Below are 26,772 nucleotides of genomic sequence, written 5' to 3'. Positions count from 1 at the left end.
CATTATTTTCCCGGAAGGAAATTACTTCAAGCGCTACCGACGCAATTTGCCATCCCAGGAGGGTTAACGGCTATTGCTTCCCTTACTACGGCCGCTAAAAGCGATGAGGGTCACAAACCTTGCCCGATAACGAGCCGGAAACGCGATCGACAGCGCTTTAGTCTGCCTATGTGCCTGGTCGTTAAGGTATAATGCGGCTTCTCAAGGGGAGAGGGATGATGAAGCGGAAAAACAAAGTAACGATGAACGATATCGCCCGTACGGCGGGCGTCTCACAGGCAACGGTATCGTTGGTCCTTAATCAATCCCGGAATATCAAGCTTAGCGAGGAGACCCGTCAGCGGGTGATCGCCGTTGCGACTGAGCTCGGCTATGACCGCCTTCCGGCGATTCACGCTCCGCTGAATCAGGAAGAAGTGGCGCTGCTGGTCAGCACGCTGCAAAGCTACGACCCCTTTATCGATGCTATCAGCCAGGCGCGAGAAGCGGCCTGGCGCAATGAAGTGCTGCTGACCGTATATGATTACGGCGACGACGTGGAGCTGGCGATCAATATTATCCGTCAGCTGGAGCAGCGTAACTGCATCGGAATTATTCTCGCCTCCCCGGTGACCACGCTTGTGGATATGACCGATTTTCAGGACTGCACCCGCCTGCCGCTGGTTTTGCTCAACCAGCGGGACCCGGATTCGCCGCTGCTGCCTTCGTTTGTCCCCGACGACTACGCCAACGCGTTTCAGGTGACCCGTCATCTGATTTCCATGGGCGCCAGGCGCATCGCGCACATCACCGGCGAAAGCTGGATGGAGGCAACCCGCCAGCGGCTGGCGGGATATCAGGCGGCGCTGGAGCAGGCCGGACAGGCGTACGATGAGAGCCTGGTGCGCCGGACAAACTGGCAGTTCAGCGAGTCCTTTACGGCCACCTGCTCTCTGCTGGAACAGCAGGATCGCCCGGACGCCATCTTTTGCGCCAGCGACTGGCTGGCGATCGGCTGCTATCAGGCGCTGGCGGTCAACGGCATACGGCTGCCGCAGGATCTTCTGCTGGCGGGATACGACGATCAGAAAATATCGGAACAGCTCACCCCGCCGCTCACCAGCATTCAGCTGCCCTACAGTGAATTAGGGCGGCTGGCGGTGGAGTATCTGTGCAATCAGGAAGATGCGGCGACGCACGTTATGCTGGCCGGTAGGCTAAAGGTCAGATCCTCCAGCAGCCGGAAATAAAGCCCTTCATAAAGGCCAGCGTTACAGAACGTCACGTCAGAGGCGACAGCGCGCCGGGATATGTGTAAATATTCCCGATAACTTTTCGTTGTGGTACGGCTGACATGCTTTCGGTTCCTTTTCCGCTTATTACCTTATCCGCCCTGCTTTTTCTGCTGGCAATGGCTCTGTTTGCGCACAAGCAGCGCCACGCGGGTACCCTGCGTTTTTTGCTTTCCTGTATCGTCCTTATTGCCGTCAGCACGCTGCGCTGGGAATATGAGTCCAGCATGTTGCGCAATCTCCAGTCCGGGCTGGCCATAATGCTGCCGCCGATCGCCTGGCACTGTTTTATCTCGCTGACTGAAATCAGCCGGCGGCGTCACCTGATGCTGCTGTTCGCCCCCGCCGTTCTCGCCATCGCTATCAGGATACTCTGGCCGCCAGCGACGGATTCGATCCTCTTTTTCCTTTTTGCCGGCTATGGATACAGCCTGCTGCGGCTCGCCTGGCGCGGGGAGCACCGCTTTACCCTCAGCCGACTCACAGAGTCGCCGCATACGACGAAAATGGCCTTTTTTGCCGGCTGTTTTCTCTGTATATCGGCGCTGACCGATCTCGCGGTGACGTTTGACTTCAGCGTAACCGGCGGCAAGCTGGCTCCGGCGATCGTGATGGGTTTTCAGGCCGCGCTCCTTCCGCTTATTGGCGCGGCGATCGTCTGCGCGGGGCGGCCGGCTGCGGTTGCGCAGTCTGATAGCCGGGAGGCGCCACCGACGCGGGCCGCGCTTCCTGCCGGAGAGCTGGCGGGAATTTACGCCACCCTGGAGAAGCTGGTTCGGGAAACGGAGATCTATCTCAATCCCGACCTTACGCTCAGCCTGCTTGCCCGAAAAACGGGGATCCCCGCGCGTCAGCTCTCAGGCGCGGTCAACGCTATCAGTCAATGTAATGTCTCGCAGTGGATTAACGGTTTAAGGATTGAACGGGCGCAGGCGCTGCTGCGAAGCACCCCGCTGCCCGTTACCGAAATCATGTTCGAGTCGGGATTTACCACCAGGTCCAATTTTAACCGCGAGTTTCAGCGCATTAGCGGCCTGTCGCCGACCTCGTTCCGTCAGCAGGCGCGTGATAATCCAGCGCCGAATTGAGAAACATGCCGATCTTAGGTATCAGCGCCTGGTGAATAGCGGAGCGGTTTCCTCCGCTTGCGTCCTGGCAAACGATGCCATCACCGGGCGTTTCCTCCTCAATAAGCGCCTCGCCGGCAGGCTTGCATAGCTGCATGAAGCTGAAATGGGTGGCCCCTTCAACGACCTCGTATTGCCTGTTCATGCCGGCCGCAAGGTAGCCGGATTCCTGTTGCGCATCAAGATCCGCCAGCTTGTCCGCCTGGGCCGCAAGAATCAGCGTCGGAACGCTGACCGCGCGCAGGCTCTGCGGGGTAAAGCCGGGGGCGAAGCCGAGATCCAGAGAGACTACCGCCTTGACTCTGGCATCCCGCAGGTCCGCAAAGCGCGCATCCTGCGAGCGGGCGCCATCGATGCCGAGTTTGTGCGTTAGCCGGCAGTCGCCCCGCTGCGCATGGTGCCGGCAGTCGCGCAGCATGCGGGCGGAATCGAAGCGCGCTCCAGCCAGAGACATGACCGTCCATCCGCCGAGGGAGTGCCCTAAAGCGGCAATTCGACCTGCGTCCACTTCCCCGAGCAGAGCGGAGGAGCGCAGAGTGAAATCAATCACCTGGGTAAGATCCTGCGGGCGTCGCCACAGGCGCTTAGCGTCGAGCGGATTCTGATTAAAAGTGGTGGTGCCGGGATGATCCGGGGCGGCGACAATATATCCCTGCGTGGCCAGGGCCGCCGCAATCCATGACAAATTGCGCCAGTTGCCGTTATAGCCGTGGGAGATAACCAGCAGAGGGTGCGCTCCGGGCCGCGGAGGCGCATTGCGAATAACGGTGACCCCTTCGAAAGCGGGATTCGCGCCGACATTTTCCGTTTTTCCTTCTGCAGACGTTGGATACCATACGGCGACATCCAGCTTTTCCCCCTGCGGGTCGCTTAACGCCAGCTGACGAAAACCCGGATATGCGTGGACCTGTATACAGACCAGTAAAGCCGATAATAAAACAAACCCTCTTCTGAACATCATGATCGCTCCTGCGGTGCTGAATTGAGGCTCATTTATAGATGAGCCGCGGCGTCAGGGCGTCCCAAAACACGATCGAGGTCGTAAATTCGCACATTTTCAGTGTTTTTCGTCATCCGCAGGATGCCGCGCGCCCTCGGCAGAAAGCGCCTCCCTCCGTTCTGCATGACGAAGCGGGTAAGAAGCATCAGGCATGGTAGGGTTATTTACCTATCGTTCAAAAGTATGTTGTAACTAACAAGGTGGGATAAATAACCCGGCAAGCGCCGGGTCAAATTTGAATTAGCAGAGCGGCTTCACCGCCGCGCGCATTCCGCCGAGCAGTATGGCATCAAGGTCGAGAGTCACCTGCTCCACCAGACCGCTGATTTTGGTTAAATCCTGCTGCCAGTGCGCCTCAACCGACAGTACGGCTTTCACCAGTTCACTGGTACTCAACTGCGCATCCCGATGCGCGGACCACAGGGCCCGATAGCGCTCCATCCATTCGGCATCGTCCTGCACCGGATAGTTTTGCTCATTGCGCTCCCCGCGATAGAACGCAATCAAGGCCGCCAGCGCAAAGGTTAGCCTGGCCGCGAGTTTACCGTTTTTCGCCTGCCCCGCCAGCAGCTGCGGCAGAATGCGGGTGCGGTATTTCGTCATGCCGTTAAGCGCAATCGACAGAAGCTGATGCTTTATATAGGGATTGCGGAAGCGCCCGGTAACCGCGCGGGCGAAAGTCTCCAGCTCTTCGCGCGGCAAATCCAGCTGCGGAATAATTTCCTCATAAATCGCTTTTTCGACGAAAGAGCAGATCTCGCGATCGTTCATAGCTTCACCGACGGTATCCAGCCCGGCCAGGAAGGCAACCGGCACCAGCGCGGTGTGCGCGCCGTTGAGAATCGCCACTTTACGCTCTTTGTAAGGCTTAATATCGTCGACAATCAGGACGTTAAGCGGCAGTTTATCGAGGCGCAGCTCCGCTGCCAGCGATTTAGGCCCCTGAATAACGAACAGATAGAAGTGTTCCGCGGTGGCCAGGAAGGCGTCTTTATAACCGAGCTGCTGCTCGATTTGCAGCGCTTCATTGCGCGGATAGCCGGTGACGATACGGTCCACCAGCGTCGAGCAGAAGGTATTCGCCTCATTCAGCCACGCGGTAAAGGCTTCCGGCAGCGCCCACTCTTCAGCGTAGCGCAGCACCAGTTCACGCAGGGCTTCGCCGTTATAGTCGATAAGCTCGCAGGGAATGATCACCCAGCCTTTATCGCTGGCGCCAGAGAAGCGGCTGTAGCGCTCAAACAGCAGGCGAGTCAGCTTAGCCGGATAGCTCACCGCCGGCGCATCGTCAAAACGATCTCCCGCGTGGTAGCTAATTCCCGCTTCGGTGGTATTAGAAAACACAAAGCGGATATCCGGGTTGTGCGCCAGGCGCAGGTATTCAGCATAGTCCGCATAGACGCTGATTTCCCGGGTGACGCTGCGGATCATTCGCGCATCGCTAACCGCATCGCCCTTCTCGTTAAGCCCACGAATAATCGTGGTATAGAGACCGTCCTGAACGCTCAGCGACGGCGGGAATTCGCTCTCAATGGGGCGCACGATGACTACGCCGGCATTCAGGTCTGTGTGCTCGTTGAGCAGATCGACCTGCCAGTCGATAAAGGCGCGTAAGAAGTTGCCTTCACCGAACTGGATAATGCGTTCAGGATACTGCGCGCCGGGAAAATCGCGACGGTTGAGTGTTTTCACAATGGGTTCCCTCATAGAGTAGTCATACAACCTGAGTAATTGGTGTAATAACTTATCAGCTTTCTCTACCAGTAAAACCCCGTTTTGATCAAACCATCGGCGGTTATTGCAGGAACTTATAGAACAACGAGGTGGCGGTCATCTTTCCGTCCGGCATCAGCGCATAGCGCGGAATTTCCCCGGCTTTTTCCCAGCCACACTGAACGTAGAAGCGCTCCGCGCCGCTCCCTGTCGCGGTATCCAGTACCAGCACGGACTTGCCCTGGTTGCGGGCGACCTCTTCGAGATAGTTCATCAGCGCGTTAGCCAGCCCCTGACGCCTGGCATTTTGGTGAACCAAAAGTTTGGCCACGTCGGCGCGATGAGGCTGGTTTTCCGGCTGGCTGACAATGAGCTGGACGGTACCGACGATCTGATGGAGTTCATTTTCTGCCACCATCACAATACGCTCTCCCGCGGCAACGCTCTGCGCCGTACGGTTCCAGAAGTCGCTGGCAGTTTGCGGTGAGAACGGCAGCATAAAGCTGACCGACGCTCCGCCGTTCACGCAGCTGGTCAAAATGTCGCTTAACGGCTGAAGCTGTTCGAGGATTTCTTCACGCGAGAGCGTGCGCAGGGAAAAGGATGTGGCCATGATCAGTTCCTTAAAATTGACCACATCACTATGTTTTTAACCTAAATTTAACTCAAGCAAAATCACTATCGTATTTTCTTATTACCGCTTTCAGACCAGCCCGGGCGTACAAACCCGATTGCGTCCCGCTTTCTTGGCGCTCACCAGATAGTCGTCAGCGGCCATCAGCAGCTGATTAAAGAGCTCGGTTATCCGCTCGCTCCCCACCGGACGAGACTCCAGCCCCATGCTCACGGTAAGGCGGATCTTGTTCTGCCCCCAGACAAAGGTTTGCGCCTCGACGCCCTGGCGGATTTTCTCCGCCAGCGCCTGACTCTCCTGCATCGACGAGCTCAGGGTTGCCACGGCAAACTCCTCCCCGCCAATCCGCGCGACCAGCCCCTGCTCGCCCGCCAGCTGGCGCACCTGTTGCGCAAACTGCGTCAGGACGCAATCGCCGCACTCATGCCCCCAGCTGTCGTTGACCCGCTTAAAGCCGTCAATATCCAGCACCATCACGGTCAGCAGCTGCCCTTCAGCCAGCGTCTGACGTTTGAGCGCCTCGCCGAGCCCGGAGCGTGAGTAAACGCGGGTCTGGAAATCAAAATCGGCGCGCAGCGCCAGCTGTTTCACCAGGTTATTAATCGCTTCTACGCTCGAGGCGACAATCACCGGGCTAATCAGCATCGCGGCGATCCCCAGACGCGTGGAGAAGAGCTGCCACGGCTGCATCCGCGCGTCGGGAGAGAGATGAATCAGCGAGTTGGCTACCAGCAGAATTTCGCTGATGCCGGTAATAAACGTCAGCAGACAGGTCAGCGGCAGCGGATAGCGAATGGCGCACCAAATCAGCGCCGGCAGCGGGAAAGTGATGCTCCCCGCTCCGCCGACGCTAACCCCGAGAATAATCGACAATACCAGCGCGATAACCGGCAGCAGCTGGCGGAAACGAAAGGCGCCGAGCGCGGAAGGCAGCGTCAGCGTCAGAATAAACGGCAGGATCAGCACCGCGGTCGAGAACTGCTCGCTAAACCAGTCCGCCAGCTGAGGAATAAAGGTGGCACGCTCTACGTCCACCGACCCCAGCGCGCCGACGGCAGCGCACAGCAGCGCCGCCAGCAGGCAATAACAAAACAGGTTCAGCGCATTAATTGGCCCCGGCATAGAATCAGCGCGTCGCTTATCCCACAGCACCAGCTGCGCCAGGATCACAATAAAAACAATATTGGAGAAGTTAATCAGCAGCGAAGCGAAGCCCATTCCCCAGCGCGACGTCAGGCCGTCATAAACCAGCATCGCGGCAAAACAAACCGCATAAAAATAGCTGCGGTTTAGCCAGACGTAACGCGCAAAGATCCCCGCCATCACGGCATTAAGCGGCCAGAAAAACGAGAGTTCCTGCACCAGACGCAGCATGGCGCCAAAGAAATGAAGCAGCAGCGTTAACGTGAATAACACCAGCGCATCACGCACGGGCTGCTCCTCACGAAACAGCGTGAATGACCGAATCGACAGTGAAGACATTCAGTAATTATCCGTCTAATTGTTTCAGGCAATTATTATGTTAATAATTAGTTAGCGGATTATCATAGCATGAGAATATTTATCAGGCATACATATGCCTGATTGTTGCTCACTATCAATGGCCGGAAGAATTCATCTGCAGCACCAGCCAATGGTGAATAACCTGCACGACGTACCGCTGCTCGTCGGCGCTCAGCGCCCGGCCTGGAGGGATCGCGTGCCACTTTTCGAGGCAGCCGCGACAGCAGGTGGCGGTGGCGTGCTGGGCGATAAATACCGGATGGCCGCGCATTGGCGTTTGCTTGCCGTCATTGGGGATATTCGCTGGCGCCAGGCGGCGGGCAATAAAATCCGCCGCGTGCTGGTCAATGGTCTCCGCCCCTTTATCGAAACAGTATTGCCGCTCTTTAATTCCCAGCTTAAAACGGGAGCGAAACGCGGAACGCTCCAGCCGGCTAAATAAACTGTTCATGTTAACCATCAGAATACCGACCTTCCCACCTGCTGAGTGAGTTTTTCCAGCACCGCAACCCCGGCCAGCGAGTTCCCGGCCTGATCCAGCTCCGGACTCCATACGGCAATAGCCATCTCCTGGGGAACGATCGCCACGATCCCTCCGCCAACGCCCGATTTCGCCGGCAGCCCGACGCGCCAGGCAAACTCCCCGGCGTTTTGATACATTCCGCTGGTCATCATCAGGGCATTCACCTGACGCGACTGAATCGGCGCAATCACCGGCGTATCGAGGTGCGGCGCGATACCGCGATCGGCGAGGAACAGAAAGGTCCTCGCCAGCTCAACGCAGCTCATCTCCAGCGAACAGTAGTGGAAATAGTTGTGCAGCACCGTGGCGACGTCGTTATGGAAATTGCCGAAGGACTTCATCAGCCAGGCAATCGCCGCATTGCGCGCAGAATGCTCAAACTCGGAACGCGCCACCAGCGGGTCGTAGGCGATATCCGCCACTCCGCTCAGCCGCCGGACAATTTCCAGCATCCGCTGGCGCGGCGCGCTGAGGCGGCTTTGCAGCATATCGCAAACCACCAGAGCCCCGGCATTAATGAAGGGGTTGCGCGGTTTTCCCTGCTCGATTTCCAGCTGCAGGAGCGAGTTAAACGGCTGGCCGGAGGGATCTTTCCCCACCCGCTGCCAGATCTCGTCTTCCTGATAGTGGTTCATCGCCACCACCAGGCTGAGCACTTTAGAGATGGATTGAATGGAAAAACGCTCATGGGCGTCACCGGCAAAATAGTGCCGCCCGTCAACCGTGCTGATCGCGATGCCAAGCTTATTGCCGCTCACGCTGGCCAGCGCCGGAATATAGTCCGCCACCTTACCGCGCCCAATCAGCGGCCTGATTTCTGCCAGAATCGCATCCAGCATTGCATTATTGATGACCGTCGCCACGCCCGGCTCCTTGCCCACATCCAAATTCGGGCTGCGAGTATAGCAGAGCGCGGCGACGGGCGTCAGGCGCTAACGTCGATTAGCGGCGGTCTTTCCATACGGTCTGCACGTTACAGAACTCATGCAACCCAAAGTGCGAGAGCTCGCGGCCGAAACCGCTTTTTTTCACGCCGCCAAAGGCCACCCGCGCGTCGCTGGCGCTGTAGCCATTGATAAAGACCCCGCCGCACTCCAGCTGACGGGAGAAGCGGTCGGCCTCTTCGGCGCTGGCGGTAAAGACGGTGGCCGACAGGCCAAATTCGCTGTCATTAGCCAGCTCCAGGGCATGCGCGGCGTCGCGAGCCACGGTTATAGTGGCGACCGGACCAAACAGCTCCTGGCGGAAGCCGGTCATTTCAGCGGTCACGTTACCCAGCACCGTCGGGGCATAGTAGTTACCGGCGCCGGCAACCTTTTCGCCGCCGAGCAGCAGGGTCGCCCCTTCCGCCAGCGTCGCCGCCACCTGCTGATGGAGCTCGTCACGGAGGTCAAAACGCGCCATTGGCCCCAGATAGTTGGCCTCGTCGCGCGGGTCGCCCATTTTCAGCGCCTCAACGGCGGCAACGAATTTTTTGCTGAACGCATCGGCAATCCCGGCTTCGACAATAAAGCGCTTCGCTGCCGCACACACCTGTCCGGTGTTCTGGTAGCGTCCGATCACCGCCGCTTTCACCGCCTCGTCCAGGCTGGCATCATTCAGCACGATAAACGGGTCCGATCCCCCCAGTTCGAGGACGCACTTCTTCAGCGCGGCTCCGGCCTGGGCGCCAATCGCCTTCCCGGCGCGAACGCTACCGGTCACCGTCACGGCGGCTATGCGCGGATCGTTAATGGTCTGCGATACGCCTTCATTGGTGGCGTTGACCCAGCCGAATACGCCGGCTGGCAGCCCCGCCTGCGTGAAGATGTCGCCGATCAGCGCCGCGCTGCCCATGACGTTCGGCGCATGCTTGAGCAGATAGCTGTTGCCTGCCAGCAGGATCGGTACCGCGCCGCGCAGTACCTGCCACAGGGGAAAGTTCCACGGCATAATCGCCAGAATGGCGCCCAGCGGGCGGTATTCGATAACGGCTTTATTATCTTCGACCTGGGTGGCTTCGGTTTTCAGCATTGCCGGACCGTGCTCGGCATACCAGTCGCAGAGATTGGCCGATTTGGTCACTTCGCCGCGGGCCTGGGCAATCGGCTTACCCATCTCCAGGCTTATCATCTGCGCCATCTCTTCCGCCCGGCTACGCAGGACGCTGCCGACCTGACGCAGCGCAGCGGCGCGCTGGTCTACGCCTGTCGCGCGCCACTGGCGATAGCCCAGCTCCGCGAGAGCAATAGCCGCATCGACCTCCTGTTCAGTAGCCCAGGGCAGAGACGACACAATTTCACCGGTGGTCGGGTTCAGGGAAACCGCATGAGTTGCAGATAAATTCATCGTTATTCTCTCTGTGTTGATGGCGAATGTTGATTGCGAACTGACCTCATTCTGGCTTACGCTTCCATTCATTGAAAATGAATAATATTAAGCAACCTGTTCACGAAAGAAGAAGACTATGGACCTGACCCAGCTTGAGATGTTTAACGCCGTCGCCGCGACGGGCAGCATTACCCAGGCCGCTCAGAAGGTGCATCGCGTCCCTTCTAACCTCACCACCCGCATTCGCCAGCTGGAGGCCGACCTCGGCGTTGAGCTGTTTATCCGCGAGAACCAGCGCCTGCGCCTTTCTCCTGCCGGCCATAGCTTTCTGCGCTACAGCCAGCAGATCCTGGCGCTGGTCGACGAGGCGAGAATGGTGGTTGCCGGCGATGAGCCGCAGGGGCTGTTTTCGCTAGGGTCGCTGGAGAGCACCGCCGCGGTAAGGATCCCCTCGGCGCTGGCGCTCTATAACCAGCGCTATCCGAAAATCCATCTGGCGCTCTCGACCGGCCCTTCCGGCAATATGATTGACGGCGTGCTCGAAGGCACCCTGAGCGCGGCATTTATCGACGGCCCGCTGGTGCACCCCGGCCTCGAAGGCCTGCCGGTATTTCCGGAGGAGATGATGATCGTCGCGCCCGTGGGCCACGCCCCCATTACCCGCGCCAGCGAGGTGAACGGCGTCAACGTTTACGCGTTTCGCGCCAACTGCTCCTACCGACGGCATTTTGAAAGCTGGTTTCACGCCGATCGCGCCACGCCCGGGCGGATCCATGAGATGGAGTCCTATCATGGCATGCTGGCGTGCGTGATTGCCGGGGCCGGGCTGGCGCTGATCCCGCGCAGCATGCTGGAGAGTATGCCCGGCCATCAGCAGGTTTCCGCGTGGCCGCTTGCCGAAGAGTGGCGCTGGCTAACCACCTGGCTGGTGTGGCGCCGCGGGGCGAAAACCCGCCAGCTGGAGGCGTTTATAGCGCTGCTGAACGAAGATCGGCAACGAGCAGTTTCTCCATAAACAGGCTCAGCGGATCGGGCTGATAGGGAGCAAAAGCGCTGCGCGTTTGATAGCCGCTGCGGGTATAGAGCCTGACGGCGGCCTGCTGATAGATGCCGGTCTCAAGACGCACGGTGTGGCAATCGCGCCGGCGGGCCTCTTCTTCCAGCGCCTGCAGCAGCTTTTCACCCAGCATCTGCCCGCGATGGCTGGGGTCGATAAACACCCGCTTCATTTCGCCAAAGCCATCGTCGCCGAGGACGATAGCTCCGCAGCCCACCGCCTGCTGGTTTTCATCCCGGATAAGCAGCACGATAACCGACTCCGCCTTTAGCTGGCTCAGGTCAACGAGGTGGTTACTCTCCGCCGGATAGAGCGACTCCTGGAAAGCGTCCAGTTGGGCAATAAGGGCGGTGAGATCGGGATGGGACAACGAGGTCGGGGCGATGGTGTACATAGGCGAGCTCCTTTTTTTGAGCCACTGTAGCGCAACGCGTACACCCGTTTCTCATAGCATTAACTTATACCTCCGGCATCCTCTTGCGCTAACCAATTGAGCCGCAGTAATTTTATGCCATGACGGTTGATATCAGGAGCGGACCATGAATAGCAAAGCGCGCAAGGTGATGATCATCGGTGCAGGCAATGTCGGCACCTCGGCGGCCTATGCATTATTAAACCAGAATATCTGCGAAGAGCTGATCCTCGTCGATCTTGATAAAACGCGGGCCCAGGCGCACGCTCAGGACCTTAGCGACGCCGCCGCCTATATGCCGGGAATGATGGCCATTTCAGTACGCGATGCCAGCGACTGCGCCGATGTGGATATCGCGGTGATCACCGTCTCCGGTGGCGCGCTGAAAGAGGGCGAAAGTCGCCTGGACGAGCTGGCCCGTACGGCGAAAATCGTCCGCGGCATTGTCCCGCGGATGATGGACAACGGTTTCAACGGTATCTTCCTGATTGCCACCAACCCCTGCGATATTATTACCTGGCAGGTGTGGCAGCTTTCCGGCTTGCCGCGCGGCCAGGTGATTGGTACCGGCGTCTGGCTGGATACCACCCGCCTGCGCCGCCTGCTGGCGCAGGCGCTGGATATTGGCGCCCAGAGTATCGATGCTTTTATTCTCGGCGAACATGGCGATACCCAGTTTCCGGTGTGGTCCCACTCGTCGGTGTACGGCTCGCCGATTGCCGAGGTTTACCAAAAACATACCGGTAAGGCGCTGGACCGTCAGCAAATCGCCGACCGGGTGCGCAAACTCGGGTTTGAGATCTATGCCGGTAAAGGCTGCACCGAATATGGCGTCGCCGGAACCATCGCCGAGATTTGCCGCAATATCTTTACCGGTAGCCACCGCGCGCTGGCCATCTCCTGCATACTCGATGGCGAGTACGGTATTCGCGGCGCAGCGGTCGGCGTACCGGCCGTGCTGGCGCAAAACGGCGTGCAGCAGATTATAGAGTTGCAGCTAGCGCCGGAGGAAAGTGAGAAGTTCCGTCATTCAGTGGCGGTGATAAAAGCCAATATCGCCCGCCTCGAATAAGATATGGCCTGGCGCCACAGGCGTCGCGAGCGGCCCCCGCGACGCCACTCAGCGCAGAAAGAGCCTGCCGCCAGGAGACATTGCAGCCTCTTTCACGATTTTCCTTAGCGTAGGGTGATGGTGCCAGTCAGATAGATTATCGCCTGACCGCCGATCAGCACCCTCTCCCCCTGCCACTGGCAGCGCAGATCGCCACCGCGAGCCGATACCTGACGCGCCTGCATCTGCGTTTTGCCAAGCCTTTCGCCCCAGTAAGGGATCAGCATGCTGTGAGCCGAGCCGGTGACCGGATCTTCGGCAACCCCTTCGCCAGGACAGAAGAAACGGCTGACAAAGTCATATTCCTCATCCGCCGCGCTGATACAGACCATTTTGCCAAGCCGCTGGAGCTGGTGCATATCCGGACGGACGGCTTCGACCTGCTGGCGATCGGCCAGCACCACCAGGTAGTCGCGCCCAACCCGCACGTCCACCGCGTGGCTGATTCCCAGCCCGGCAAACAGCTCGGCGGGCGGCGCGGCGACTTCCTCCGCTGACCACGCCGGAAAGTCCAGGGTCAGCCAGTCGCCGTTGCGCGTAACCCGCAGCTCGCCGACAAAACGGGTGCTGAAAACGATGGTGGTAGAGGGATAGTCAAGATATTCAAAAATAACGTGCGAGGCCGCCAGGGTGGCGTGGCCGCAGAGGTTTATCTCATACTGCGTCGTGAACCAGCGCAGCTCATAGCCTTCATCGGTGCGCACGAAAAAGGCGGTCTCCGACTGATTGTGCTGCTGGGCCATTTTCAGCAGCGTCTCGTCCGGCAGCCACTCGGTTAACGGGCATACCGCCGCGGCGTTGCCGCCAAAGTTACGATCGCTGAAAGCATCCACCAGATAAAAATCAATTTTTTGCATTGTCGTAGTCCTTTTTTTTTACTTATCCTCAACATGACATAAAAGCGGGATATGCACACGATCTATATAAAAATTAATCTGTTAGCCATTTTATTTCCGCGACGGCATAATGAGACGCAGATCACAAAATGATTGTATTTTCAGCAGCAATCGTTTTAAGATCGCCTTCTCTTCTTCTTCTAAGCACTCAGTTCAGAACCTATGATTACAAACACGGTTTCACGCAAGGTCGCGTGGCTTCGGGTAGTCACGCTGGCGATCGCCGCTTTTATCTTTAATACCACTGAATTCGCGCCGGTCGGCCTGCTGTCAGATATTGCCGACAGCTTCGGCATGGAAACCGCGCAGGTCGGCATAATGCTGACTATTTACGCGTGGGTCGTGGCCCTGATGTCGCTGCCGTTTATGCTGCTCACCAGCCAGATGGAGCGCCGCCGCCTGCTGATTGGCCTGTTTATTCTGTTTATCGCCAGCCACGTGCTGTCGTTTTTTGCGTGGAGCTTTAACGTGCTGGTGATCAGCCGTATCGGTATCGCCTTTGCGCACGCGGTGTTCTGGTCCATTACCTCGGCGCTGGCGATCCGCATGGCGCCAGCGGGAAAACGCGCCCAGGCGCTGAGCCTGATTGCTACCGGCACCGCGCTGGCTATGGTCTTCGGTATTCCAATCGGCCGCATCGTTGGCCAGTATTTCGGCTGGCGCACGACCTTCCTGGTCATCGGCCTCGGCGCGCTGGTGACGCTGGTGTGTCTCTACAAGCTGCTGCCGAAGCTGCCCAGCGAGCACTCCGGTTCGCTGAAAAGCCTGCCGCTGCTGTTTCGCCGCCCGGCGCTGCTCAGCATCTATCTGCTGACCGCTATCGTGGTGACGGCGCACTACACCGCCTATAGCTACATCGAACCGTTTGTGCAGACGGTGGCCGGTCTGAGCGGTAATTTCGCCACCGTGCTGCTGCTGGTGCTCGGCGGCGCGGGGATTATCGGCAGCGTGCTGTTCGGTAAACTGGGCAATCAGCACGCTTCGGGCCTGATTAATGTCGCGATTGGCCTGCTGCTGGCCTGTCTGCTGCTGCTGCTGCCGGCATCGCAAAATGCCAACCACCTGATGCTGCTGAGCATCTTCTGGGGCGTGGCGATTATGATAATCGGCCTGGGAATGCAGGTTAAGGTACTGGCGCTGGCGCCGGATGCTACCGACGTGGCCATGTCGCTATTCTCGGGGATCTTTAATATTGGCATCGGCGCCGGCGCGCTGGTCGGCAGCCAGGTGAGCACCCATATGTCAATGGCCTCCATCGGCTACGTCGGAGCCATTCCGGCGCTGGTGGCGCTGGTCTGGTCGGTGATGATCTTCCGCCGCTGGCCGGTGTCGCTGGAAGAGCGGCCTCACCACTCCTGATAGCCACCATAAAAAAGCCGGGCAGCGCCACGCTGCCCGGCTTTTTTTATCCATTCACCGGTCAGACATGATAGGTGGTAATGATCTCCAGCACCCCGTTAATAATAAACTGCACGCCCATGCACACCAGCAGGAAGCCCATCAGGCGGGAGATCGCCTCGATGCCGCCCTTCCCGACCATGCGCATAATCGCCCCGGAGCTGCGCAGGCTGACCCACAGAATCAGCGCCACCAGCGCAAAGGTGATCGGCGGCGCCGCCAGCACCACCCATTCCGGAAACTCAACGCCGTGTTTCACCGTCGACGCCGTACTGATGATCATCGCGATGGTACCCGGCCCGGCGGTACTCGGCATAGCCAGCGGGACAAAGGCGATATTGGCCGTCGGTTCGTCCTGCAGCTCTTCCGATTTCATTTTGGCTTCCACGGAGTCATGCGCCTTCTGCTGCGGAAACAGCATCCGGAAACCAATAAAGGCCACGATCAGCCCGCCGGCGATACGCAGACCGGGGATTGAGATACCGAAGGTATTCATCACCACCTGGCCGGCATACCACGCCACCGCCAGAATGATAAAGACATATACCGAGGCCATCAGCGATTGTCGGTTACGCTCGGCGTTGTTCATGTTGCCCGCCAGCCCGAGGAACAATGCGACGGTCGTGAGCGGGTTTGCCAGCGGCAAAATCACCACCAGCCCCAGACTTATCGCTTTAAAAAGTTCCATCATGATTAATTAAGCCCCTGTTAATATTAAACAATTAAAAATTTTACTCTCTGAGTATAACGTTGGTCGTCGGTATCATACCAGCGCTGATATTTTCCTCGCAGCCCCTGCGCGGGCGTGCTTTAGCAAATCGTGTCATCGCCGAATCCATCAGGTTGACTTATTGTTGCCTGGGCAATAATATCCACAGCAATTAAATAATTGCCTGGGCAACCATTGTGAAAAGCACAAGTGACCTGTTTAACGAAATGATCCCCCTCGGTCGCTTGATCCAGATGGTTAACCAGAAAAAAGATCGCCTGCTCAACGAGTACCTCTCACCGATGGATATCACTTCCACCCAGTTCCGGGTGCTCTGTTCCATTCGTTGCGAAGTATGCATTACCCCCGTTGAGCTGAAAACCGTGCTCTCGGTCGACCCAGGCGCAATGACGCGCATGCTCGATCGCCTGGTCTGTAAAGGCTGGATTGAACGGTTACCCAACCCCACTGACAAACGCGGCGTGCTGGTGCAGCTAACGCCAGACGGCGCGGCGCTATGTGAGCAATGTCATCAGGTTGTGGGTCAGAAATTGCACCAGGAGTTAACAAAAAATCTGTCGGCGGATGAAGTGGTCACCCTTGAGTATTTACTCAAGAAAGTCCTGCCGTAATAAGAAGAGGTAAGATGATGTCCAGACGCAATAACGACGCCATCACTATCCATAGTATTTTGTCGTGGATTGAAGATAACCTGGAATCGCCGCTGTCGCTGGAAAAAGTGTCTGAGCGCTCAGGTTACTCTAAATGGCACCTGCAAAGAATGTTCAAGAAAGAGACCGGTCACTCCCTAGGCCAGTACATCCGCAGCCGCAAGCTGACCGAGATCGCGCAGAAGCTCAAGCAGAGCAACGAGCCGATCCTCTATCTGGCGGAGCGCTACGGTTTTGAATCACAGCAAACGCTGACCCGAACCTTTAAAAACTATTTCGACGTTCCGCCGCATAAATATCGCATGACAAATATGCCGGGTGAATCCCGCTATCTGATGCCACTGAACAACTGTTGTTAATCGCCTGCAAAAAGACGTATTGAGGAAATCATGAAACTATTCGCTTCCGCCGCCCTTGTGCTGGTAGCGCTGACCTCTGGTCAGAGCTATGCGGAGCAAACCACTACTCCGGTTCGTCATAACCACCGCGATGCGATGATAATGCCTTCCGAACATAACGATTCGCCGTTTGATTTCAATCATATGGCTGCCGGTAGCGACAAGTCAGATGAGCTAGGCGTGCCCTACTACAACTAACCGCACGACTCCGGTTTTTTAGCCCCGATATTCGGGGCTTTTTTTTATCCCCGCGCCGCGCCGACGCGAATGCGCCGCAGGCCAAACACGTTAATATACAGCCCGGCCATAATCAGCACCGCCCCGACGAGCTGCAGTCCGCTCAAGGTTTCGCCAAGCAGCAGCGCGGCGCTGGCCATCCCGACCACCGGCACCAGCAGCGAGAGCGGCGCCACCCGCCAGGTCTCATAGCGCCCGAGCAGCGAACCCCAAATCCCGTAGCCGACAATCGTGGCGATAAACGCCAGATAGAGCAGCGAAAGCACGGTCAGCAGATCGATCTGCAGCAGGCTGGCGACCATTTTTTGCGGGCCATCGAGCAGGTATGAGGCCAGCATAAACGGCAGCACCGGGATCAGCGCGCTCCACACCACCAGCGACATGATCTGCGGCTTCTCCTGCCGGGACATGATTTTTTTATTGAAGATATTCCCGCAGGCCCAGCTCAGCGCCGCCGCGAGGGTCAGCATAAACCCAACCACCGGCACATGCTGCGGGCCGAGGCTCGCCTCTATCAGCACCAGCACGCCGAAAATCGCCAGCGCGATGCCGGCCAGCTGCTTGCCCTGCAGACGTTCGCCAAAGGTAAACACCCCGAGGATGATGGTGAAGAAAGCCTGCGCCTGCAGCACCAGCGAAGCCAGCCCGGCGGGCATGCCGAGGCCGATGGCGCAGAACAGAAAGGCGAACTGCCCAAAGCTGATCGTCAGGCCGTAGCCCAGCAGCAGGCGCAGGGGAATTTTTGGCCGCGCCACAAACAGCAGCGCCGGGAAGGCGACCAGTAAAAAACGCAGCCCCGCCAGCATCAGCGGCGGCATATTGTGAAGCCCGAGCTTAATAACCACAAAATTAAGCCCCCAAACGACCACCACCAGCAGTGCCAGCAGCCCGTCTTTACGTGTCATACCCCGCCTCGGTTACTACGCTAATTTTTATCAATGAAATCAAAGTAACGAAAAAATCGTCATCCGGATAGATCATTATTTTTAGCAGGGTCGTAATGCCCCTTCCGACATAGGGGAATGCTATACAAGCCTGAAAGACCATGTTATTTGTGAATAGCACCACAAAAAATAACATTTATCAGGCAAGGAAAAAATGATACCGACCCTCAGGCGCTCAACGATAGCGCTGCTGGCCTCATCGCTGCTGCTCACCATCGGCCGCGGCGCGACGCTTCCTTTTATGACCATCTTTCTTACCCGCCAGTATCAGCTGGAGGTAGATAAAATCGGCTATGCCATGTCTATCGCCCTGACGGTCGGCGTGGTGTTCAGCATGGGGTTCGGCATTCTGGCCGATAAGTTCGATAAAAAGCGTTATATGCTGATTGCCGTTACGGCCTTTATCTGCGGCTTTGTGGCAATCCCGCTGGTGAACAGCGTCTCTCTGGTGGTCTTTTTCTTCGCTCTGATCAACTGCGCCTATTCCGTCTTCTCCACCGTGCTAAAGGCGTGGTTTGCCGACGTTCTGTCGCCGGAAAAAAAGGCGCGGATCTTCTCGCTCAACTATACCTTCCTCAATATCGGCTGGACCGTTGGCCCCCCGCTTGGCACCCTGCTGGTGATGCACAGCATTAACCTGCCGTTCTGGCTGGCCGCGGCCTGCGCTGCGTTTCCGCTGGTGTTTATCCAGCTCTTCGTCCAGCGGACATCGGCGGCTATCGCTGCGGATACTGGCAGCCAGTGGTCGCCCTCGGTTCTGCTGCGCGACCGGGCACTAATGTGGTTTACGCTCTCCGGGCTGCTGGCGTCGTTTGTCGGCGGCTCTTTCGCCTCCTGTATTTCCCAGTATGTACTGGTGGTCGCCGATAGCGACTTTGCTGAAAAAGTGGTGGCGGTGGTTTTACCGGTTAACGCCGCCGTGGTGGTGGCGCTGCAGTACGCCGTCGGGCGCAGGCTGAACGCGCGCAATATCCGCCCGCTGATGACCTTTGGCACGCTATGCTTTGTCATCGGGCTGGGCGGGTTTATTCTTTCCGGCAGCAGCCTGCTGCTGTGGGGCGTGTCGGCGGCGGTCTTTACCCTGGGGGAAATTATTTATGCTCCCGGGGAATATATGCTGATCGACAACATTGCGCCGGCGGGCATGAAGGCCAGCTATTTTTCCGCCCAGTCGTTAGGCTGGCTTGGCGCCGCGTTTAACCCGATGATCACCGGGGCGATCCTGACCCACATGCCGCACTGGTCGCTGTTTGTGGTGCTGATGGTGGCGATTATCGCCGCATGGCTGATGATTTTCCGCGGCATGAACAATCCTCCCCGGCAAAAAGGTTATCCGGTCGCCAGCGCCTGAAGCCTGCCGTCATGCGGCTGTCGGGTCGGTGTCGGGTTACTGTCGGCAGGAGATCGTGGCGGCCGACGGCGGAAAGCATCACGCTGCATCTCAGGTTTCACCCGGAGATAGATATGATGAACAGCATTAATCAGGTTAAACAGTTACGTCTGCAGCGCGCATGGTCTCAGGAGCAGCTGGCCGAACTGGCCGGCGTCAGCGTGCGCACCATTCAGCGCATCGAAAACGGCGATCGGCCGGCCCTGGAAACGCTCAGCGCCCTCGCCGCCGTGTTTGAGGTTAACGTAGCCGAACTGAGCGGCGACGCCCCCGTCGGGCACGAAGAATCCCTTGATTTACGTATTGAGGAAGCCAAAGAGCGGGTCCATCAGGAGAGCCGCTTCTTCCGCTCGCTGTCGGTGGCGGTGGTGGTTTGCGTTCTGCTGGCGGTGCTAAACCGGGTCACCAGCCCCGAAAACTACTGGTCCGCATGGGTAGCCGCTATCTGGGGCGCGCTGCTGCTGGTGAGAGCGGCACGGCTGTTTGTTTTCGGCGGATTGACCCGCAGCTGGCGCCAGGCGCGGCTGCAGCGATTGTTGCGTAAGTAGACTCCGTTAAGCGCGACGCCCGGCGCCGCGCTTAACGGCTATTGCGGCCTAGATAGCCACCATTCCGCGCACGCCCTCGGCTTCCATATCCGCGCCCTTTCCTTGCTGAATAATCACTCCTCGCGACATCACCAGGTAGCGGTCGGCAAGAGCTGCGGCAAAATCATAGAACTGCTCGACCAGCAGGATCGCCATATCGCCACGGTTCGCCAGCTGGCGGATAACTTCGCCGATCTCCTTAATCACCGAGGGCTGAATACCTTCCGTCGGCTCATCGAGGATCAGCAGCTGCGGCCGGCTGGCCAGCGCGCGGCCAATCGCCAGCTGCTGCTGCTGACCGCCGGAGAGATCGCCCCCGCGCCGCTGCTTCATCGTTTTTAACACCGGAAACAGCTGATAGATCTCCTCCGGAACCTGACGCGCATCGCGGGCGGCAAAGCGAGAAAGGCCCATCAGCAGGTTCTCTTCAACGGTGAGGCGCGGAAAAATCTCCCGCCCCTGCGGGACATAGGCGATCCCCGCCTGTACGCGCTGATGGGGTTTGCGCGCCGTGATGGTCTTATCCTGCCATATCACTTCGCCGCTGCGCGCCGGGACCAGCCCCATCAGGCACTTCAGCAGTGTGGTTTTACCTACGCCGTTGCGCCCCAGCAGGCAGGTAATCTCTCCCGGTCGGGCAGCAAAATCGACGCCGCGCAGAATATGGCTGCCGCCATAGTATTGATGTAACTGGTTAACCTGCAGCATCGGCGCTCCTTAGCGTCCAAGATAAACTTCAATCACCTGTTCGTTGGCCTGCACCTCGCGCAGAGAGCCTTCCGCCAGCACCTGTCCCTGATGCAAAACGGTCACCCGGTCGGCAATCGTTTCAACAAATCCCATATCATGCTCGACCACCATCAGCGAATGCTCCCCGGCGAGGGTGCGGAACAGCTCGGCGGTATATTCGGTTTCGGCGTCGGTCATACCAGCGGCGGGCTCATCCAGCAGCAGCAGATGCGGCTCCTGCACCAGCAGCATGCCGATCTCAAGGAACTGCTTCTGTCCATGCGACAGCAGCCCCGCCTGCCGGCCGCGTTCGGCGTCCAGACGCAGCAGGCGCAGGGTATCGCTGATGCGGTCCTCCTGCTCCGAGTTCAGCCGCCCGCGCAGGCTGGCCCAGACCGATTTATCGCTTTTCAGCGCCAGCTCAAGATTTTCAGCCACCGTCAGCGCTTCAAAGACCGTCGGCTTTTGAAACTTGCGCCCAATCCCCTGACGGGCAATGGCGATCGGGTCAAGGGACATCAGGTCGATGGACTGATCGTACAGCGCCCTGCCGCTCTGCGGCCGGGTTTTGCCGGTAATCACGTCCATCAGGGTGGTTTTCCCGGCGCCGTTGGGCCCGATAATACAGCGCAGTTCGCCAACGCCAATCTGCAGCGAGAGGTCGGTCAGCGCCTGGAAGCCGTCAAAATTGACGTTAATCTTTTCCAGCTGCAGCACCGGATCGGTTTGCTCACGAAAACGATCCGTCGGCTGCTGGCGGGTAAACAGGCCTTCATCCGGTTGCATCAGCGATCTCCTTTACGCAGCAGGCCAATCACCCCACGCGGTAAAAAGAGCGTGACGATGATAAAAATCAGTCCAAGAAACAGCTGCCAGTACTCCGGGATCGCCATCGTGAAGTAGCTTTTCGCGCCGTTGACCAGCCCTGCGCCCAGCACCGGGCCGACTAAGGTTCCGCGGCCGCCGAGCGCCACCCAGATAGCGGCCTCAATCGAGTTGGTCGGCGACATTTCGCCAGGGTTAATAATCCCCACCTGCGGGACGTACAGCGCCCCCGCCAGCCCGCACAACACGGCCGAGAGCGTCCACACCAGCAGCTTAAAGCCGCGCGGATCGTAGCCGCAGAACATCAGCCGGTTTTCGGCGTCGCGCACCGCGGTCAGAATGCGGCCGAACTTGCTGGTGGCGAGGCGAAAGCCTATCCACAGCGTTAACAGCAGCAGCAGTACCGTCGCCATAAACAGCGCCGCACGGGTGCCGGTGGCGGTGACGGAAAAGCCGAGCAGCGTGGTGAAACCGGTAAAACCGTTGTTGCCGCCGAAGCCGGTCTCGTTGCGGAAAAAGAGCAGCATTCCGGCGTAGGTCAGCGCCTGGGTCATTATCGAAAAGTAGACCCCTTTGATTTTGGAGCGAAAGGCAAACCAGCCGAAAACCAGCGCCAGCAGCCCGGGAACCAGCACCACCAGCAGCATCGCCCAGGCAAAGTGCTGGGTTCCCCACCAGAACCACGGCAGCTCGGTCCACGACAGGAATGACATAAACGCCGGCAGACCGTCGCCGGCCGCCTGGCGCATCAGATACATGCCCATCGCATAGCCGCCCAGCGCAAAGAAGATGCCATGGCCCAGCGACAGCATGCCGGCATAGCCCCACACCAGATCCAATGCCACCGCGACAACGGCGTAGCAGAGGATCTTACCGGTCAGGGTCAGCAGCCACGTAGGCACCGCCAGCGGGTGTGACTGAGGCAGCAGCGCCAGAAATGGCATGCTCAGCAGCGCGATTAGCACCAGCAGCCCAAGCCACTGCAGAGGCCGGGGCGCTTTGCGCGCAAGTCGTAAGGTCATCGGTTGGCTCATCAGTCAATCACCCTGCCTTTTAACGCGAACAGCCCCTGCGGGCGTTTCTGGATAAACAAAATAATCAGCACCAGGATCAGAATTTTGCCCAGCACCGCCCCCAGCTGCGGTTCGAGGATTTTGTTAAAGATCCCGAGGCCAAATGCCGCCACCACGCTTCCCGCCAGCTGACCGACGCCGCCCAGCACCACCACCAGAAACGAGTCGATGATATAGCCCTGACCGAGCTCCGGCCCGACGTTGCCGAGCTGCGACAGCGCGACGCCGCCTAAGCCCGCGATCCCGGAGCCGAGGCCAAACGCCAGCATATCCACCCGGCCGGTCGGTACGCCGCAGCAGGCGGCCATTGCCCGGTTCTGCGTGACCGCCCGCACGTTCATGCCCAGACGGGTTTTATTCAGGATCAGCCAGGTAAAGAACAGGACGAGGATCACAAAGCCGAGGACCGCCAGCCGGTTCCACGGCAGGATCAGATTGGGCAGTACCTGCATGCCGCCGGATAGCCACGCCGGGTTCGCCACCTCGACGTTTTGCGCGCCAAACAGCATGCGCGTCAGCTGGATGAGCATCAGGCTGATCCCCCAGGTCGCCAGCAGCGTTTCCAGCGGGCGTCCGTAGAGATGGCGAATAATGGTACGCTCCAGCGCCATGCCGATCCCGGCGGTGACCAGAAAGGCCACCGGCAGCGCAATCAGCGGATAGAGCGCCAGCCACTGCGGGGCGAACTGGGACAAAGCCTGCTGCACCAGCCAGCAGCTGTAGGCCCCTATCATCAACATTTCGCCGTGGGCCATATTGATGACCCCCAGCAGCCCGTAGGTGATCGCCAGCCCCAGCGCCGCCAGCAGCAGTACCGAACCGAGCGACAGCCCCATAAAGGCCTGGCCGAGGATTTCGCCGAGCAGCAGCCGCTGTTTGATCTGGCTCAGACTCCCGGCCGCCGCGCTGCGTACGCGAACATCAGGTTCATGCTGCGCATCGGTAAACGGCATCAGCAGCGCCTGAGTTTCAGGGTCGGAGGAGCGCCCCAGCCGCTCAACGGCCGCCAGCCGCTGTTCGCCGTCTGCGCTGCTCAACTGAAGGCGAGCAAGCGCCATCTCCAGCTGCGTCTTGATGCCATCATCCGTTTCTGCCGCCAGCCGCTGTTGCAGCAGCCCGCTCATTTCGGGCGTCGCTTCGCGCTGCAGTATCTTCACCGCCGCCGCCCTTTCGGTGACACTGTCACTCACCAGCAGATGCGTGGCCAGCGCGCCGGCAGCCAAATTGCGCAGGCGGTTAGTGAGCCGCACCGGTTTGGGGGTTCCAGAAGGTTCCGCCGCCGCGCCTAGCGCCTGCTGATTGCTGAAGGCGTGGCCGCTGTTGTCAACCTGCAGCGTTTCCGCCGCTAATGCGCGCAGCAGCGGCAGACGCTGCGCCTGCGGGGCCGCGGCCCACTGCTCAAGCAACCGCGCCTGCTGGCTGCGATTGGCCGTCACGAAATCATCCGCGTCCGCCGCCTGCGCGCGCCACGGCAAAATCATCACCAGCAGCGCGAAGTAGTAACCCATGATGCGCAGCGCCTTCATGATTGCTCTCCTTGTGGCGTTCCGGGTCGCCCGTACGCTCGTTAAAGCACGTTCCACCTTCCCGGGCCGTAGCCCGGGAAGGTGACGCTGAGTGACGCTTAGTTACTGGCGGTTTTTACCGGATGATCGGGCTTCTTATCGTTACCGGCGATCCACGGGCTCCACGGCTGGGCGCGCACCGCATCGTCGGTCTGCCAGACGACGTTGAACTGACCGTTGCCTTCGATTTCACCGATCATCACCGGCTTATGCAGATGATGGTTGGTAGCATCCATGGTCAAGGTAAAGCCGGACGGCGCTTTAAACGTTTGCCCGGCCATCGCCGCGCGAACCTTATCAACATCGGTCGTGCCGGCCTTGGTCACCGCCTGAGCCCACATATGCAGCCCGACCCAGGTGGCTTCCATCGGATCGTTGGTGACGACGGTATCGGCGTTCGGCAGCTTATGGGCCTTGGCATAGGCGCGGTAGTCGGCCACAAACTGCTTATTGGTCGGGTTATCGACCGACTCAAAGTAGTTCCACGCCGCGAGGTTGCCGACCAGCGGTTTGGTATCGATGCCGCGCAGCTCCTCTTCCCCTACCGAGAACGCGACGACCGGGACATCGGTGGCCTTCAGTCCCTGATTCGCCAGCTCCTTATAGAACGGAACGTTGGAGTCACCGTTGATGGTTGAGACCACCGCGGTTTTTCCGCCCGCCGAGAATTTCTTAATATTGGCGACAATCGTCTGGTAATCGCTGTAGCCGAACGGGGTGTAGACCTCTTCGATGTCCTTATCCTGAATCCCTTTGGCGTGCAGGAAGGCGCGCAGGATCTTGTTGGTGGTGCGCGGATAGACGTAGTCCGTCCCGAGCAGGAAGAAACGCTTCGCGCCGCCGCCGTCCTCGCTTAACAGGTATTCCACCGCCGGGATAGCCTGCTGGTTTGGCGCCGCGCCGGTATAGAAGACGTTCGGCGACATCTCTTCGCCCTCGTACTGTACCGGGTAGAACAGCAGCCCGTTGAGCTCTTCGAATACCGGCAGAACCGATTTACGCGACACCGAGGTCCAGCAGCCAAAGACCGCCGCAACCTTGTCCTGAGTCAGCAGCTGGCGGGCTTTTTCCGCAAACAGCGGCCAGTTCGAGGCCGGGTCCACCACCACCGGTTCGAGCTTTTTGCCCAGCACGCCGCCTTTGGCGTTAATATCGTCGATCGCCATCAGCGCGACGTCTTTTAGCGGCGTTTCGGAAATGGCCATCGTCCCGGAGAGCGAATGCATAATGCCGACCTTAATGGTGTCGGCGGCGAAAGCCGGAAACGTGTAGCCCATGCTGATGACAGAGGCGGAGAGTGCAAAAGCTTTTAATAGTGTTCGACGCTGCATGTTCACTCCTGAATATCGCAAAAACAAAAAATGAATTAACGACTAACCGGAAGTGATAAGGCAAAAAAGATGCCAGGTTGCTGAACAACCTGAAGGCGCGGCGCGCGGCGGGAGCGTAAAACTGGAGGCGCAGCGTTGCCTCAAAATAGTGCAACGCTGCGCTAAGAAGAGAGATTACCAGACCTGAGCGGCCACCCCGGTGACGAGGCGGACTTTATCCCACTGCTGCGACTCGGTCAGCGCATTTCCCTCCTCGGTCGAGGCAAAGCCGCACTGCGGGCTGAGGCAAATCTGCTGCAGAGAAACGTACTGCGCCGCCTCCGCCAGCCGCGCCTTAACCCCTTCGGGATTTTCCAGCTCGCCATTTTTGGTGGTAATCAGCCCCAGCACTACCTGCTGATGGCCCGGGCGGATAAAGCGCAGCGGCGCAAAGTCGCCGGAGCGGTCGTTATCGTACTCAAGGAAGAACGCGTCGACATTCACGCTGCCAAACAGCACTTCCGCTACCGGCTCGTAGCCGCCTTCGGAGATCCAGGTGGAGCGGAAGTTGCCGCGGCAGACGTGCAGGCCGATGGTTAAATCATCCGGCTTGCCTTCCAGGGCCTGATTCAGCACCCTGGCATAGATCCGCGCCAGCTCGTCCGGGTCCTCCCCACGGTCGCGTACCTGCTGGCGCTGTTCGTCGGAGCACAGGTAGGCCCAGACGGTATCATCCAGCTGCAGATAGCGGCAGCCCGCGTCATAAAACGCGCGAATCGCATCGCGCCAGGTGATCGCCAGGTCCGCAAAATAGTCGGCGAGGTCCGGATAGACGGTGGAATCAATATCTTTACGCCCGCCGCGGAAATGCAGCACGCTCGGGCTGGGAATGGTCATTTTTGGCTGCGCGTCGCCGCTGATGCTTTGCAGAAAACGAAAGTCTTCCAGCATCGGATGTTCGCCAAACCCCAGCTTATCGGTCACCCGGATACCGTGCGCCCTGGTCTGCACGCCGTTGAACTGGATGCCGTGATCCGAATCGTAGCGCTCGACGCCCTGCAGGCCGTCAAAGAAATCAAAGTGCCACCACGCGCGACGAAACTCCCCGTCGGTCACCACGTGCAGGCCGCAGTCACACTGCTGCTGTACCAGCTGGCGAATCGCTTCATCTTCCACCCGCCGCAGCTGCCCGCTATCAATGGCGCCTTCGGCAAACTGCTGGCGCGCCAGCTTGATCGCATTCGGACGTAAGAAGCTGCCGACGATATCAGCGCGGAACGGGGCCTGTGAACGTTGCATGGTGTCTCCTTAGCGGCGGGCCGGTTTAGTTGCCCACCGTGATAGTTCATTATTTGAATTTATAGACTTCTGGATGGCTA

General features: G+C 58.8%; 27 protein-coding genes. 10 read left to right on the top strand and 17 right to left on the bottom strand.

Annotated elements, in window-relative coordinates; translation table 11 throughout:
• The first annotated feature begins 218 nt into the window (after window positions 1-218).
• Window positions 219-1,229 carry a LacI family DNA-binding transcriptional regulator gene (locus tag GO007_RS21185; RefSeq protein WP_095103581.1) on the top strand — a complete coding sequence of 337 codons (1,011 nt, stop codon included), beginning with the start codon at window positions 219-221 and terminating at the stop codon, window positions 1,227-1,229.
• Window positions 1,230-1,333: 104 nt separating this feature from the next.
• Window positions 1,334-2,359, top strand: coding sequence for a helix-turn-helix domain-containing protein (locus tag GO007_RS21180; RefSeq protein ID WP_095103422.1), 1,026 nt, complete (start codon window positions 1,334-1,336; stop codon window positions 2,357-2,359).
• Here the strand turns inward: GO007_RS21180 and GO007_RS21175 are convergent.
• From GO007_RS21175 to sad, 7 genes are all read right to left on the bottom strand, one after another.
• Complete coding sequence (locus GO007_RS21175) at window positions 2,298-3,356, bottom strand: alpha/beta hydrolase family protein (protein ID WP_463351421.1); 1,059 nt, start codon at window positions 3,354-3,356, stop codon at window positions 2,298-2,300. The two genes, GO007_RS21180 and GO007_RS21175, sit on opposite strands and share 62 nt — an antisense overlap.
• 282 nt (window positions 3,357-3,638) lie before the next feature.
• Window positions 3,639-5,090: a tagaturonate reductase gene (locus tag GO007_RS21170; protein ID WP_095103419.1), complete on the bottom strand. Its 1,452-nt coding sequence runs from the start codon at window positions 5,088-5,090 to the stop codon at window positions 3,639-3,641.
• Between the two features lie 103 nt (window positions 5,091-5,193).
• Window positions 5,194-5,724 (bottom strand): GNAT family N-acetyltransferase, encoded by a 531-nt coding sequence (locus tag GO007_RS21165; RefSeq protein ID WP_095103417.1) that lies wholly within the window; start codon window positions 5,722-5,724, stop codon window positions 5,194-5,196.
• Between the two features lie 90 nt (window positions 5,725-5,814).
• Complete coding sequence (locus GO007_RS21160; protein WP_157349308.1) at window positions 5,815-7,227, bottom strand: GGDEF domain-containing protein; 1,413 nt, start codon at window positions 7,225-7,227, stop codon at window positions 5,815-5,817.
• 115 nt (window positions 7,228-7,342) lie between these two features.
• Window positions 7,343-7,708, bottom strand: a complete 366-nt coding sequence (locus tag GO007_RS21155) for a DUF4186 domain-containing protein (RefSeq protein WP_095103413.1) — start codon at window positions 7,706-7,708, stop codon at window positions 7,343-7,345.
• A complete protein-coding gene (glsB, locus tag GO007_RS21150) occupies window positions 7,708-8,634 on the bottom strand; it encodes a glutaminase B (RefSeq protein ID WP_095103411.1) in 927 nt (308 codons plus the stop codon). The genes GO007_RS21155 and glsB overlap by 1 nt, the downstream gene beginning before the upstream one ends.
• 79 nt (window positions 8,635-8,713) lie before the next feature.
• A complete protein-coding gene (sad, locus tag GO007_RS21145) occupies window positions 8,714-10,099 on the bottom strand; it encodes a succinate-semialdehyde dehydrogenase (protein ID WP_095103409.1) in 1,386 nt (461 codons plus the stop codon).
• A 118-nt stretch (window positions 10,100-10,217) separates the two neighbouring features.
• On the opposite strand from sad, the gene ptrR reads away from it, so the two are divergent.
• Window positions 10,218-11,096, top strand: coding sequence for a putrescine utilization regulator PtrR (gene ptrR / locus GO007_RS21140; RefSeq protein WP_095103407.1), 879 nt, complete (start codon window positions 10,218-10,220; stop codon window positions 11,094-11,096).
• Here ptrR and GO007_RS21135 read toward each other — a convergent pair.
• The gene (locus GO007_RS21135) at window positions 11,050-11,532 is read right to left on the bottom strand and encodes a GNAT family N-acetyltransferase (RefSeq protein WP_095103405.1); all 483 of its coding nucleotides are present in this window, start codon (window positions 11,530-11,532) and stop codon (window positions 11,050-11,052) included. The two genes, ptrR and GO007_RS21135, sit on opposite strands and share 47 nt — an antisense overlap.
• 145 nt (window positions 11,533-11,677) lie before the next feature.
• On the opposite strand from GO007_RS21135, the gene GO007_RS21130 reads away from it, so the two are divergent.
• On the top strand, window positions 11,678-12,622 hold the full coding sequence (locus tag GO007_RS21130) for an L-lactate dehydrogenase (protein WP_095103404.1): 945 nt from the start codon (window positions 11,678-11,680) through the stop codon (window positions 12,620-12,622).
• Between the two features lie 104 nt (window positions 12,623-12,726).
• Here the strand turns inward: GO007_RS21130 and GO007_RS21125 are convergent, their stop codons facing one another.
• On the bottom strand, window positions 12,727-13,518 hold the full coding sequence (locus GO007_RS21125; protein WP_095103401.1) for a PhzF family phenazine biosynthesis protein: 792 nt from the start codon (window positions 13,516-13,518) through the stop codon (window positions 12,727-12,729).
• Window positions 13,519-13,719: 201 nt separating this feature from the next.
• On the opposite strand from GO007_RS21125, the gene GO007_RS21120 reads away from it, so the two are divergent.
• The gene (locus GO007_RS21120) at window positions 13,720-14,916 is read left to right on the top strand and encodes a sugar transporter (protein WP_095103394.1); all 1,197 of its coding nucleotides are present in this window, start codon (window positions 13,720-13,722) and stop codon (window positions 14,914-14,916) included.
• 61 nt (window positions 14,917-14,977) lie between these two features.
• On the opposite strand, the gene GO007_RS21115 is transcribed toward GO007_RS21120, so the two are convergent.
• Window positions 14,978-15,646: a MarC family NAAT transporter gene (locus GO007_RS21115; protein ID WP_095103389.1), complete on the bottom strand. Its 669-nt coding sequence runs from the start codon at window positions 15,644-15,646 to the stop codon at window positions 14,978-14,980.
• 215 nt (window positions 15,647-15,861) lie between these two features.
• On the opposite strand from GO007_RS21115, the gene marR reads away from it, so the two are divergent.
• Genes marR through marB form a run of 3 tightly spaced genes read left to right on the top strand, consistent with a single transcriptional unit; the run spans window position 15,862 to window position 16,931 of the window.
• Complete coding sequence (marR, locus tag GO007_RS21110) at window positions 15,862-16,296, top strand: multiple antibiotic resistance transcriptional regulator MarR (RefSeq protein ID WP_041145638.1); 435 nt, start codon at window positions 15,862-15,864, stop codon at window positions 16,294-16,296.
• 17 nt (window positions 16,297-16,313) lie between these two features.
• Complete coding sequence (gene marA, locus GO007_RS21105) at window positions 16,314-16,694, top strand: MDR efflux pump AcrAB transcriptional activator MarA (RefSeq protein ID WP_004862191.1); 381 nt, start codon at window positions 16,314-16,316, stop codon at window positions 16,692-16,694.
• Between the two features lie 30 nt (window positions 16,695-16,724).
• Window positions 16,725-16,931 carry a multiple antibiotic resistance protein MarB gene (marB, locus tag GO007_RS21100; RefSeq protein WP_095103387.1) on the top strand — a complete coding sequence of 69 codons (207 nt, stop codon included), beginning with the start codon at window positions 16,725-16,727 and terminating at the stop codon, window positions 16,929-16,931.
• A 44-nt stretch (window positions 16,932-16,975) separates the two neighbouring features.
• Here the strand turns inward: marB and eamA are convergent, their stop codons facing one another.
• Window positions 16,976-17,875 (bottom strand): O-acetylserine/cysteine exporter, encoded by a 900-nt coding sequence (eamA, locus tag GO007_RS21095; protein WP_095103386.1) that lies wholly within the window; start codon window positions 17,873-17,875, stop codon window positions 16,976-16,978.
• Window positions 17,876-18,068: 193 nt separating this feature from the next.
• Between eamA and ydeE the strand changes: the two genes are divergently transcribed.
• Entirely contained in the window at window positions 18,069-19,265 is a 1,197-nt protein-coding gene (gene ydeE, locus GO007_RS21090; RefSeq protein ID WP_095103383.1) for an efflux MFS transporter YdeE, read from the top strand.
• 116 nt (window positions 19,266-19,381) lie between these two features.
• The gene (locus GO007_RS21085) at window positions 19,382-19,852 is read left to right on the top strand and encodes a helix-turn-helix domain-containing protein (RefSeq protein WP_095103579.1); all 471 of its coding nucleotides are present in this window, start codon (window positions 19,382-19,384) and stop codon (window positions 19,850-19,852) included.
• 48 nt (window positions 19,853-19,900) lie between these two features.
• Here GO007_RS21085 and urtE read toward each other — a convergent pair whose 3' ends face one another.
• The 6 genes from urtE to GO007_RS21055 all read right to left on the bottom strand — a co-directional run bounded on the left by urtE (window position 19,901) and on the right by GO007_RS21055 (window position 26,692).
• Window positions 19,901-20,599 carry an urea ABC transporter ATP-binding subunit UrtE gene (urtE, locus tag GO007_RS21080; protein ID WP_095103379.1) on the bottom strand — a complete coding sequence of 233 codons (699 nt, stop codon included), beginning with the start codon at window positions 20,597-20,599 and terminating at the stop codon, window positions 19,901-19,903.
• 9 nt (window positions 20,600-20,608) lie between these two features.
• Window positions 20,609-21,406: an urea ABC transporter ATP-binding protein UrtD gene (gene urtD / locus GO007_RS21075; protein ID WP_095103377.1), complete on the bottom strand. Its 798-nt coding sequence runs from the start codon at window positions 21,404-21,406 to the stop codon at window positions 20,609-20,611.
• A complete protein-coding gene (gene urtC / locus GO007_RS21070) occupies window positions 21,406-22,479 on the bottom strand; it encodes an urea ABC transporter permease subunit UrtC (RefSeq protein ID WP_095103375.1) in 1,074 nt (357 codons plus the stop codon). Before urtC ends, urtD begins: the two co-directional genes overlap by 1 nt.
• On the bottom strand, window positions 22,479-24,044 hold the full coding sequence (gene urtB, locus GO007_RS21065; RefSeq protein WP_095103373.1) for an urea ABC transporter permease subunit UrtB: 1,566 nt from the start codon (window positions 24,042-24,044) through the stop codon (window positions 22,479-22,481). The genes urtC and urtB overlap by 1 nt, the downstream gene beginning before the upstream one ends.
• 98 nt (window positions 24,045-24,142) lie before the next feature.
• Entirely contained in the window at window positions 24,143-25,414 is a 1,272-nt protein-coding gene (urtA, locus tag GO007_RS21060) for an urea ABC transporter substrate-binding protein (protein ID WP_095103371.1), read from the bottom strand.
• 174 nt (window positions 25,415-25,588) lie between these two features.
• Window positions 25,589-26,692, bottom strand: coding sequence for a cobalamin-independent methionine synthase II family protein (locus tag GO007_RS21055; RefSeq protein ID WP_095103369.1), 1,104 nt, complete (start codon window positions 26,690-26,692; stop codon window positions 25,589-25,591).
• Window positions 26,693-26,772 lie beyond the last annotated feature (80 nt).

Source organism: Klebsiella sp. 10-1 (assembly GCF_009758445.1).
GTDB lineage: Bacteria > Pseudomonadota > Gammaproteobacteria > Enterobacterales > Enterobacteriaceae > Klebsiella > Klebsiella scottii.
Note: the sequence above shows the minus strand (reverse complement) of the source record. Positions and strands in the feature narration are given on the sequence as shown.

What these genes read in the sequence shown, in the direction of transcription:
- GO007_RS21165 (WP_095103417.1), bottom strand. Translation starts at nt 5,724, where the DNA reads ATGGCCACATCCTTTTCCCTGCGCACGCTCTCGCGTGAAGAAATCCTC.
- ydeE (WP_095103383.1), top strand. Translation starts at nt 18,069, where the DNA reads ATGATACCGACCCTCAGGCGCTCAACGATAGCGCTGCTGGCCTCATCG.
- GO007_RS21185 (WP_095103581.1), top strand. Translation starts at nt 219, where the DNA reads ATGAAGCGGAAAAACAAAGTAACGATGAACGATATCGCCCGTACGGCG.
- urtA (WP_095103371.1), bottom strand. Translation starts at nt 25,414, where the DNA reads ATGCAGCGTCGAACACTATTAAAAGCTTTTGCACTCTCCGCCTCTGTC.
- GO007_RS21125 (WP_095103401.1), bottom strand. Translation starts at nt 13,518, where the DNA reads ATGCAAAAAATTGATTTTTATCTGGTGGATGCTTTCAGCGATCGTAAC.
- GO007_RS21120 (WP_095103394.1), top strand. Translation starts at nt 13,720, where the DNA reads ATGATTACAAACACGGTTTCACGCAAGGTCGCGTGGCTTCGGGTAGTC.
- GO007_RS21085 (WP_095103579.1), top strand. Translation starts at nt 19,382, where the DNA reads ATGAACAGCATTAATCAGGTTAAACAGTTACGTCTGCAGCGCGCATGG.
- urtD (WP_095103377.1), bottom strand. Translation starts at nt 21,406, where the DNA reads ATGCAACCGGATGAAGGCCTGTTTACCCGCCAGCAGCCGACGGATCGT.
- eamA (WP_095103386.1), bottom strand. Translation starts at nt 17,875, where the DNA reads ATGACACGTAAAGACGGGCTGCTGGCACTGCTGGTGGTGGTCGTTTGG.
- GO007_RS21160 (WP_157349308.1), bottom strand. Translation starts at nt 7,227, where the DNA reads ATGTCTTCACTGTCGATTCGGTCATTCACGCTGTTTCGTGAGGAGCAG.
- GO007_RS21115 (WP_095103389.1), bottom strand. Translation starts at nt 15,646, where the DNA reads ATGATGGAACTTTTTAAAGCGATAAGTCTGGGGCTGGTGGTGATTTTG.
- ptrR (WP_095103407.1), top strand. Translation starts at nt 10,218, where the DNA reads ATGGACCTGACCCAGCTTGAGATGTTTAACGCCGTCGCCGCGACGGGC.
- urtE (WP_095103379.1), bottom strand. Translation starts at nt 20,599, where the DNA reads ATGCTGCAGGTTAACCAGTTACATCAATACTATGGCGGCAGCCATATT.
- GO007_RS21130 (WP_095103404.1), top strand. Translation starts at nt 11,678, where the DNA reads ATGAATAGCAAAGCGCGCAAGGTGATGATCATCGGTGCAGGCAATGTC.
- marB (WP_095103387.1), top strand. Translation starts at nt 16,725, where the DNA reads ATGAAACTATTCGCTTCCGCCGCCCTTGTGCTGGTAGCGCTGACCTCT.
- GO007_RS21180 (WP_095103422.1), top strand. Translation starts at nt 1,334, where the DNA reads ATGCTTTCGGTTCCTTTTCCGCTTATTACCTTATCCGCCCTGCTTTTT.
- GO007_RS21175 (WP_463351421.1), bottom strand. Translation starts at nt 3,356, where the DNA reads ATGTTCAGAAGAGGGTTTGTTTTATTATCGGCTTTACTGGTCTGTATA.
- urtC (WP_095103375.1), bottom strand. Translation starts at nt 22,479, where the DNA reads ATGAGCCAACCGATGACCTTACGACTTGCGCGCAAAGCGCCCCGGCCT.
- GO007_RS21055 (WP_095103369.1), bottom strand. Translation starts at nt 26,692, where the DNA reads ATGCAACGTTCACAGGCCCCGTTCCGCGCTGATATCGTCGGCAGCTTC.
- urtB (WP_095103373.1), bottom strand. Translation starts at nt 24,044, where the DNA reads ATGAAGGCGCTGCGCATCATGGGTTACTACTTCGCGCTGCTGGTGATG.
- marA (WP_004862191.1), top strand. Translation starts at nt 16,314, where the DNA reads ATGTCCAGACGCAATAACGACGCCATCACTATCCATAGTATTTTGTCG.
- GO007_RS21135 (WP_095103405.1), bottom strand. Translation starts at nt 11,532, where the DNA reads ATGTACACCATCGCCCCGACCTCGTTGTCCCATCCCGATCTCACCGCC.
- sad (WP_095103409.1), bottom strand. Translation starts at nt 10,099, where the DNA reads ATGAATTTATCTGCAACTCATGCGGTTTCCCTGAACCCGACCACCGGT.
- GO007_RS21155 (WP_095103413.1), bottom strand. Translation starts at nt 7,708, where the DNA reads ATGGTTAACATGAACAGTTTATTTAGCCGGCTGGAGCGTTCCGCGTTT.